At 65.6% G+C, this 7281-nt stretch carries 8 protein-coding genes and 1 pseudogene; 4 read left to right on the top strand and 5 right to left on the bottom strand.

Annotated features, from left to right (window positions below; genetic code table 11):
• Positions 1–147, bottom strand: a pseudogene (locus I0Q12_RS32000) (TetR family transcriptional regulator); the annotation flags it as partial.
• A 56-nt stretch (positions 148–203) separates the two neighbouring features.
• On the opposite strand from I0Q12_RS32000, the gene I0Q12_RS04935 reads away from it, so the two are divergent.
• Complete coding sequence (locus tag I0Q12_RS04935; RefSeq protein ID WP_197250901.1) at positions 204–779, top strand: dihydrofolate reductase family protein; 576 nt, start codon at positions 204–206, stop codon at positions 777–779.
• Between the two features lie 40 nt (positions 780–819).
• Here I0Q12_RS04935 and I0Q12_RS04930 read toward each other — a convergent pair whose 3' ends face one another.
• Both I0Q12_RS04930 and I0Q12_RS04925 read right to left on the bottom strand, forming a co-directional pair.
• Positions 820–1464, bottom strand: a complete 645-nt coding sequence (locus I0Q12_RS04930; protein WP_197250886.1) for a TetR/AcrR family transcriptional regulator — start codon at positions 1462–1464, stop codon at positions 820–822.
• A complete protein-coding gene (locus I0Q12_RS04925; RefSeq protein WP_197250885.1) occupies positions 1461–3269 on the bottom strand; it encodes an amidohydrolase family protein in 1809 nt (602 codons plus the stop codon). Before I0Q12_RS04925 ends, I0Q12_RS04930 begins: the two co-directional genes overlap by 4 nt.
• 222 nt (positions 3270–3491) lie before the next feature.
• Between I0Q12_RS04925 and I0Q12_RS04920 the strand changes: the two genes are divergently transcribed.
• Positions 3492–3971, top strand: coding sequence for a hypothetical protein (locus I0Q12_RS04920; RefSeq protein WP_197250884.1), 480 nt, complete (start codon positions 3492–3494; stop codon positions 3969–3971).
• Between the two features lie 356 nt (positions 3972–4327).
• Here the strand turns inward: I0Q12_RS04920 and I0Q12_RS04915 are convergent, their stop codons facing one another.
• Entirely contained in the window at positions 4328–4624 is a 297-nt protein-coding gene (locus I0Q12_RS04915; RefSeq protein WP_197250883.1) for a hypothetical protein, read from the bottom strand.
• The gene (locus tag I0Q12_RS04910) at positions 4621–4791 is read right to left on the bottom strand and encodes a hypothetical protein (RefSeq protein WP_197250882.1); all 171 of its coding nucleotides are present in this window, start codon (positions 4789–4791) and stop codon (positions 4621–4623) included. Before I0Q12_RS04910 ends, I0Q12_RS04915 begins: the two co-directional genes overlap by 4 nt.
• 1141 nt (positions 4792–5932) lie before the next feature.
• Here I0Q12_RS04910 and I0Q12_RS04905 point away from each other — a divergent pair.
• Positions 5933–6442: a hypothetical protein gene (locus I0Q12_RS04905; RefSeq protein ID WP_197250881.1), complete on the top strand. Its 510-nt coding sequence runs from the start codon at positions 5933–5935 to the stop codon at positions 6440–6442.
• A 77-nt stretch (positions 6443–6519) separates the two neighbouring features.
• Complete coding sequence (locus I0Q12_RS04900; RefSeq protein WP_197250880.1) at positions 6520–7227, top strand: energy-coupling factor ABC transporter permease; 708 nt, start codon at positions 6520–6522, stop codon at positions 7225–7227.
• Positions 7228–7281: the final 54 nt, after the last annotated feature.

The raw sequence follows: 7281 nt of genomic DNA, 5'->3' as shown, positions 1-7281 counted from the left end.
GGCGGTTCCCGCCGGCACTCCCGCTTCCTTGTCCACCGCGCGGAACGTCAGCCCGCGTGCCCCGTCTCGGGCGAGCACCTCGATCGATGCGTCCAGCAGGGCCTGGCGACGCTCGGGATTCGCGCGAACCACTTGACACCACTCCATCCGTAGTACTACGTTCAAACCACTTCAACCATAGTACTACGGACGAGGTGGCTTCTGTGCGAAAGCTCGTCTACTACGTGGCCGTCTCCCTCGACGGCTACATCGCCGGTCCCAACGGCGAATTCGACTTCTATCCGATGTGCGACGACATGTCGTCCTGGATCGGCGAGACGTATCCGGAATCGATCCCGACCCACGTTCGCGAACTCGTGGGCATGCCGACCGATACGCCGAACCGGACGTGGGACACCGTGGTGATGGGTCGCGGCGCCTACGAACCGGCACTCGCGGAGGGGGTGGTCAGTCCGTACGACCACCTGAAGCAGTACGTCTTCTCGCGCACTCTCGCACCGGTGGACCATCCACGAGTCGACATCGTCGACACCGATCCGGTGGAACTGATTCGGAATCTGAAAGCGCAAGAGGGCCTGGACATCTGGCTCTGCGGCGGCAGCAATCTCGCGGGGCAGCTCATCGGCGAGATCGATCGGCTGATATTCAAGAGCTATCCCGTCCTCGCGGGAGCCGGTCTGCCGGCACTGTCCGGGTCCTTTGCGCCGACGCAGTTCACGGCCACCCGGCGCCGGGAGTTCGGCAACGGCGCGCAGGTGACGTGGTTCGACCGAGCCTGAATCAGGGCATTCCCAGGAGCACGAAACCTTTGAAACGCGGTCAGTTTCGTGATTCGTTCTCTACGTCCCGGCGCGACGCGCCTCCGGTCAGAGCGCGCGCGATCTGCTGGAGCCGCAGATCCTCCTGTTCCGGTTGCGGATGCACGACTGCGGACATCGCCTCTCCGTCGAGCATGTGCACGATCGAGAACACGATCGTGGTGAACACCTGCGGGTCGAATCGGGCTGCAACCGGCAGCGCGGCAGCGAATTCCGCGATCTCGGCGTGGTAGCGCGCGGCCAGCGGTTCGAGCCGTTCGCGCAGCGCCGCATCGGTGCGGGCCGCGCCGAGCAGTTCGTACCAGGCCGCGTTGATCGGGGCACGGCACGCGGCACGCACCAATTGCAGGCTCGCGAGGACCGATTCGTAGCTCCGGTCGATCACGCCGAGCCGCGCGAGGCCCTCCCGGTACTTCTCGAACTGCCGTTTGCGCACCTCGTCGGCGGCCGCGACCATCAGGTCCAGCCGAGTCGGGAAGTGCCGGAAGACCCCACCGGAGGACACCCCGGACCGGCTGCACACCTCGGCGATGGTGGTCGCGGTGTAGCCGACCTCGCCCAGCGCGGCGACCGTCGCATCGAGGATGCGCCCGATCGTCGCTTCCCGGCGTTCCTGCTGCGTGCGTGGACGGGAAATCGAGGTCATCCGACCTCGACGCGCTCGGGGACGTCCCCGCGCGCCGGGGCGGGCCCGCGTTCGGCGACGCCGGCACGCAGGAAACGGCCGGTGCCGACGGTGGTGCCGTAGCCGGGAACGAACTCGCCGTCGCGGAAGACGACCCGTCCGGCGACGACCGTCGCGGTGACGGCGGCGTCGTTACGGTTCACCATCCGGCGCAGGCCACCGAACTCGGGCATGGGTTCCTCGTGGTAGCGCTCGGTCGCCTCGTCGAGACCGGCGGGATCGACGACGACGAGATCGGCGCGGTCGCCGACGCGCAGGTGCCCGGCGTCGATTCCGTAGAAGTCGCCGAGTTCCCCGGTGAGTTTGTGGACGGCCGTCTCGAGGGGCATCACCGGCTTGCCGCGTTCGGCGAAGTCGTGGATGCGGCGCAGCATGCGGATCCCGTAGTTGTAGAACGCCATGTTGCGCAGGTGCGCACCGGCGTCGGAGAACCCGACCGTGACGCCAGGGGTGTTGATCAGGCGGTTCAGCACCTCGGGCCGGTCGTTGGCAATGACGGTGTGCCAGCGGAATTCCCGGCCGTATTCGACGACGAGATCGAGGAACACGTCGACCGGATGCAGCTTGCGTTCGCGCGCGACGTCGCCGATCGAGCGGCCCACGAGGGACTCGTCGGGGCAGGCCACGATGTCGGTGTCGTCGAAGTCGCGGTGCCACACCCGCGGCGAGAACTTCTTCTCGAAGTCCTGCCGGAACCACCGGCGGTAGGCCTCGTCGCGCAGCAGGTCGTTGCGACCCATCTCCTCCTCGAGATGCAGTGCGGCGCGGCCGGATCCGAATTCCTCGAAGACGACGAGGTCGATTCCGTCCGAGTGCACCTCGAAGGTGGTGGGCAGGTGCTGCCAGCGGAATGCGCCGCGTCCGAACTTGTTGGCGGCCTTCGCGATCGGACCGAAGATGCGGTGCACCCACCGTTCTGCCTTGGTGTCCGCGGCTGCGAGGATCGAGGCCTTCATGGGGCGACGGCCGATGCCGGTGCTCGCGAGCGCGAAGAACGCCACGTCGTACTTGGTGTTGAGGTTGGGCACGGCCTGCAGCACCCGGCCACGACGGCGCAGGATCCGGTGCAGCCTGCGGAATTCCGACCACGAGGCGTGGGTGGACGGCAGTGTCCGGGACCGGTAGCGGTCTCCGTCGATCTTGTCCCACGGGTTCGTCATGGTGGAGACCCCGAGGAAACCCGCGTCGAGCGCTTTGCCGACGGCGGTGTCGATGGCGACGAGTTCTTCGCGGGTGGGCTTGTTGACCGAGTCGGTGGAGCGGCCCAGTCCCATCACGGCGGCGCGCACGTCCGAATGGCCGATGAACGCGGCGACGTTCGGTCCGAGGGGCAGCGCGTCGATCGCCGCGATGTACTCCTTCGGCGACGTCCAGTTCTTCGCGGTCTCGAGCGCGCTGAGCACGTGATCGCGGGGCAGCGCCTCGACGCGGCTGAACAGGTCGGCGGCGTCGACCGGCGGCACGAACACCGTCGACAGCGAGCAGTTGCCCATCAGGACGGTCGTGACGCCGTGCCGCACCGATTCGGACAGGCCCGGCGCGACGAGCACCTCGGCGTCGTAGTGCGTGTGCGCGTCGACGAATCCGGGCATCACCCACCGGCCGCGCGCATCGACGACCTCGGTGTCCGGGCCGGCCGGCAGCGGCTCGACGCTCTCCGTCACCACGACTCCACCGCGGATGCCGAGGTCGCGGACGACGCCGGGAGCGCCGGTCCCGTCGAACCACAGGCCGCCGCGCACGATCACGTCGAACGGTTCACTCATGAGTCCCCTCCTCCTCGAGTTCGCTCACGATAGCCAGAAAAGAGGTCGCCCACTCTCTAAATCCCGAAAATGGGATTCGGCCGACGGAACCGCGACGCGATTCGCGGGTGGTTCGGCCACATGCAACCCGGTCGCCACCAGGGAATTCACCGGCTACGACTACCGGCAGCCGCCCTGGGCCGCCCAGTACCCCGATCCGGCGCAGCTCCCGAGGTCGACGGCATGAAACTCGACATCGAGAAGCTCGCCGAAGTCGCCCCGAACCTGCTCGTCGGGACGTACTTGCCGCTCGAGGAGAGCGACGAGGAGACGTATCCGCCATCGCCCCCACCGTCGGCGACCTACGCAATCCGGCGGCGTTCGCGCCTCCTGAGAAGACCAACTGCCGCCGATGCCTTGTTCACGACGCTCGACATCCACGACGCTCGACATCGCGAAAACGACCACACCGTCTACATGGGCGAGTTCCGAACCAATGCCCCCGCCGCGTTTGACTTCGCGGGCCCGCTGAGCCTGCCTCATCTGCTCGACGTTCCCCGTCCCGAAACTGGGCGCCGCGACCGACCAGTATTCCGCCACGGTGGTTCCGGCGATCGACTGATGCACCTGCCCGCCGGAAAGACCGCGCAGATATCGGAGTCGACACCATTCGACGCCTGTTCTGGTACTACGACCAGTTTGACCTTACCGACAGCGACATGATCCTCGCTCCTGCCGTTCGCTGCTCGAAGGTCCCGAGGTCGCTGTACCGATCAACGACAATATGCATGGGCATCTCGAATACCCAAGGATGCCCGTGCTCCTCGCCACCGACGACGGTCCTGTCCGTGAACACTGCGATCGCGCCATGCCTGTCACCAATGACCCCTACGACAGGTTCTCCCACGCCCCCGAACTGTTCCAGATCCCTCTCGCCGATACCTGGCCGCTGCAGAGTCCGACCGATGAGCCGCGCAGTTCCTGACCGGCCCCTTCACCAGCGCGACGGCGGGAGCAACTGAACCGACTTCGGAACCGGAGATGAACCTGCACCGGTACCGATTCCCTGAACAATTGCGTCACCAGGTGCTGCTGTCCCAGTCGACCGCACCGTTGAGCGACGCGGTGCCGTTGCCCGAATTCGCGCAGAAGGCAGTGACGTTGTCGGTGATCCCGACCAAGTTGCCAGGATCGAGAGTCTTGAGATCGTGCTCGCGCAGCAAGTCCATCAGAATGCTCTGCTGTTCGGACGTGTCCGCAGCCAGATAGTCCGCACAGGTCGTCGAGTCACCCGTGGAACTGCACCCGGTCAGGATCGCGACGGTCACGGCCGCGCCGCACAACGCAGCGACTCGCTTCGCCGAGACCCCCTTCACTTGAAAAGGTCCTTGATCTTGTTGCGATAGCGGTAGGCAGCCCCACCGACGATCGCGATAGGGATAACCCAGACCGGACCACTTACCGTACGAGTCCTCGCAGCAACGTAATCCACGGAATCTGGGGAAGCTGCAAGTAGATCGCTCAACAACTGAAGATTGCTCATGGGCGGTGACGATAGGGGTGGCGACACGATCGAAGGAACCATTGGTCGTCGAATTCGTATGATCGGAGGACAGAATTGACAGAAATTCCAGGTCGGACAGCACAGATCAAGCCTCCCAATACATTCCGGAGGGCCCAGGGTCGATCAGGGCACGTTATTGTGTCGCATGCGATTTCCCTGCCGCGCCGGCGCATCCACACTTCTGCTCGCGATGCTACTTACGATGGCATCCTGCGGTTCGAACACCGTGGAACCGGTGGCCGAGACGGCAATCACGCCGCCTTCGGGCGAACCGACAACAACGGCAGCACCAGCGACAACAGTTCCGGCGACCCAACCACCCCGGGTCATCCAGAGCCCGGCGAAGCCTCCCCGTGCAGCCCACCGGGCGCTCGGCAAAGTATCCGACGAGATCCTGACGTGGGGTTGCCTCGAGGGCGCAGAAGACAACGACGCGTATGGAACACTCTCCGAACATCGCGTCCAGGGCCAGGCAATCGACGAGGGGTCGATGATCACGTTCCCTCCCCTTACAGTGCCGACCGGCAGCGCAATCGACACGTTCTCGTGCGCGGTTGCGGGGACCGGAGCCTCACTCTCGGTCGTGTACGCGCTGGGAATTGTTGTCGAAGCCAAAGGCTTACAACCCGAGCACTCCGATATCATCCTTCGTTCCTACGATGCACGGACAGGGGCGCTACGCGGGGAGTTGAAGGGTGTGTCGAGCGTGTCGGATCGGTACGACGGCCGATTCTCCTTGTACGGGACAACTTCCGGAGTCGCTCTCGGACAATCATTTACAGTCGATTCGAAATGGTTCAGCGTCGTCAATGCCTACTCGACCGGACTCGAGGCGCTGTGGTCGCGCCCGGGAACATTGCTCGGCGCCACGGGTGAAACAGCGGTGCTTGACGAACCCGCGCCGGGGTCGATGGCCATGAGCCCGGAGGGAACGATCGTCGTTCTGGACAGCGCGACGGCGGTCGAACTGTCGCGATTCGACCACGGTTCCCGAGCTCTGGATGCCAGCGGGTTCAGCATGGGGAGGATCGAGATGATCACCCCACGCGGGTATGGCTTCAGGAGTCTCCGATACGTGGGCGAAGGGCGGACCCGGGTCCCGTCCGGTCGCCTCACATGGGTGGACGGCACGACCGGGATCGCGACCTTCACCGACATCGCCGATCCCGAACAGATGAACTTCGACCCGTTCGGCAACCTCGTCGTCGTCACACCCGGCGGGAGCGGAGATCAGGTCGGGTTCGGTGTCTACGACATCCGTACGTCGGAACCGGTCCTTACGCTGACAGGAAACCAGGCATACGGCCTGTCGATCTCGAACATCGTTGTCGCGAACCGATTGCTCTATACAGCGAACCGCACCGACAGCCCGGTCACCGATCTTGCCACGGAGGAGACCGTCTCGAGCGGCTGGGCCAATCGTCCCGTCCATCGCGTCGGCGGGCGGACAATTGTAGCCGTCACCGAGACGACGTCCGACGGCCGAACCCGGCTCGACTGCACCTTCGTCGACAAGTACATGGACTACGGACTGTCCTCTCACCGGATGCGGATCAGCAACTATTACGACTGCCCTTCGTACCGGATCGTCGACGATGTGAACGGAGTGTTCCCCGGGCCTGCTTCTTGACGGGAATCCGTATCGCGACCCGACGGATCACGAGCGATACCTGAGCACCTGTTCATATGAGAAGTTATGATTCGATGATGGATGTCGTAGCAATGCACATGAGCGACGGCCTCATCAACGCCCCGACGTCCCTCCTGTTCGGTGCCGTGGCGGTCGCCGGACTCGCGATCGCACTGTGGCGGGCACGGACCGAACTCGACGAGCGGACCGCTCCCATGGCGGGTTTGGTGGCCGCGTTCGTGTTCGCCCTGCAGATGGTGAACTTCCCGATCCTTCCCGGCGTGAGCGGACACGTCCTCGGTGGCGCGCTCGCCGCGATCCTCGTCGGCCCGTACACCGGCGCGCTGTGCCTCGCGATCGTGCTGATCGTCCAGGCCCTGTTGTTCGCGGACGGTGGCCTGAGCGCCCTCGGCGCGAACATCACCAACATGGCGCTGATCGGCGTCGCGACCGGCTACGGCATCGCGGTCGCGCTGCGGTCCCTCCTCCGCGGTCGCACCCGTGGTCGGGGCCTGGCGGTCGTGTCGTTCACGGCGGCACTGGCCGCCGTGGTCGCGGCGTCCGCCGGATTCCTGCTCGAGTACGCGATCGGCGGCGCCTCCACCACCTCGCTCGGGACCGTGGCCGCCTACCTGCTCGGCACCCACGTATTGATCGGCGCCGGGGAGGGAATCGTCACCGCCGCGACGGTGGCCGCGGTCGCCAGGGCCCGGCCCGATCTGGTGTATCTCCTGCGCACCGCACCCCGACCCGCACCCGCACCCGCGTCGGACGTGACGGCATGAGCCGGCGCCGGGTACTGCTCACCCTCGCCGCGGTCACCCTGCTGATCGCCGGGG

It is taken from the genome of Rhodococcus sp. CX (assembly GCF_015865005.1).
Taxonomy (GTDB): Bacteria; Actinomycetota; Actinomycetes; order Mycobacteriales; family Mycobacteriaceae; genus Rhodococcus.
The sequence above is the reverse complement of the archived record's forward strand: the minus strand, read 5'-3'. Positions and strand labels throughout refer to the sequence as shown.